The sequence below is a fragment of the Secundilactobacillus paracollinoides DSM 15502 = JCM 11969 genome (genome assembly GCF_001311135.1).
GTDB lineage: Bacteria > Bacillota > Bacilli > Lactobacillales > Lactobacillaceae > Secundilactobacillus > Secundilactobacillus paracollinoides.
This window is the reverse complement of record NZ_BBAG01000147.1, coordinates 1-1,545: the sequence shown is the minus strand read 5'-3', so window position 1 is coordinate 1,545 and position 1,545 is coordinate 1. Positions and strand designations below refer to the sequence as shown.

Below are 1,545 nucleotides of genomic sequence, written 5' to 3'. Positions count from 1 at the left end.
CTCTAACTTTACTGGCAAAATGCATGCTTACACTTTCCTATTAGTATTACTTTAAGAAAAACAAAATTAATCAATCAAAAAATGGAAATCTACCGAAACATTAGGCAGATTTCCCTTTTTTTGAAAACTAAATTCAGTGTTTCAGACTTTGATCCAGTTCGGATTTAGGTTGTTTGATTGATGGATTTTCTTCAGCAAATGCTTTCAGTTGCTTTTGTGTTAGCTCACTGATTTCTTGGTGCACATCGTTTAACTGGTTTTTAAATTGCGCTTTCTGTTGTGGACTAGTTGCTTGCTGAACTTGTTGTTGCAAGCTTTGATAGGACTTATTCAGTGACTGGGCTGCTAGCTTTTTTAAATCGTGCTCAGGTCCTTCTTGTACTTCTTGCAAGCCTAATTGTTTGGTTAAGCCATCGCTAAGCTCAATCACTTTGTTGCTAACTTGCTGGATTTCACTTAAAGCACTATGGATCACAGCTGTATCTTTAGCCCAGGTAGCCACATAACCAAGTGAGTAGTTACTGGTATCAACGCCAATATTTTGCATGGCAACATATGCGACTGCTTCGGCTTGGGTTTCCTGATAGGCTCGTGGCCTATTTTTAAAGGCTGATTTTAAGCCGTGTAGCTGGCTATGCGCATATTCGTGGTATAACGTCTTTAGTTTCAAAGCATTGTCGGGCTCATCGCCACCAATGACGATTTCATTAGTGCTGGGTTGAAAATACCCCTTAGCCCCATTTAGCGTCGCTAAAGGCACTTCACTGACTTTAAGGTCGGTTTGCTGGTTTAAATAATCTTTGAACGCGTTATACAAGCTCGTTACATTTTGATGATCAGCCAAATTTTCTTTGACAAAGTCTTGAGCACTTAACACTGGTTCACCGCTAGTTTGTGCCACATCAAAGACGGGCAGGTAACGATAACCAATAATGGCCCGTTCGTCGGTAGTATCAAGACGCTTTTGCTCGGCTGGTGTTAACTTCTTAATAATCGGAGCCGCAATCCGAATCGCTTTTGCGCCCCGGTTGACGGTGCGGTTAAAAGCCTTCTGCCATTGCTTAAAACCAGCGACTTGAGTGGCTTGAGGATTTTGCGCATAAATTAAATCAATGTTTCTGGCGCTATAACGATGAAATTTAGCAGGGTATTGAGATACTTTTTAAATTGGTCACTATCAGTTAATTTTAGGATTTGCTGTTCAGCCTGGGCGACTAATTGTGCTTTCCAAGCCTTAACATCTGCTTTATTTGGCATAAGTTACCCCTCCTCATCTTCAAAAATATCATTCAGTATGGGAGCCACTTTTGTTTGAATTGAGGTCGTGCCATAAAGGGCAACGTAACCGTCAGACAATTTTTGCCAAGCCACTTGATAATAGGCTCCGTTACCAGTGATTTCTTTTAGATACTTGTAGGTTCCTTTAGCCTGCAAAACTGGTAATTCACTCCCAATGACTTCTAATTTATTATCCATTTTATGATCTCCTTTGCTTTGCTAATCTCACCCGTTGTTTAGGTTTACTTTTAGCTTTATAAAAGTGAA

At 40.2% G+C, this 1,545-nt stretch carries 1 protein-coding gene and 1 pseudogene; both read right to left on the bottom strand.

Annotated elements, in window-relative coordinates; translation table 11 throughout:
* Positions 1–133: 133 nt before the first annotated feature.
* A pseudogene (locus tag JCM11969_RS16660) lies at positions 134–1,257 on the bottom strand (ArdC-like ssDNA-binding domain-containing protein).
* 3 nt (positions 1,258–1,260) lie between these two features.
* On the bottom strand, positions 1,261–1,476 hold the full coding sequence (locus JCM11969_RS16655) for a hypothetical protein (RefSeq protein ID WP_039106706.1): 216 nt from the start codon (positions 1,474–1,476) through the stop codon (positions 1,261–1,263).
* Positions 1,477–1,545: the final 69 nt, after the last annotated feature.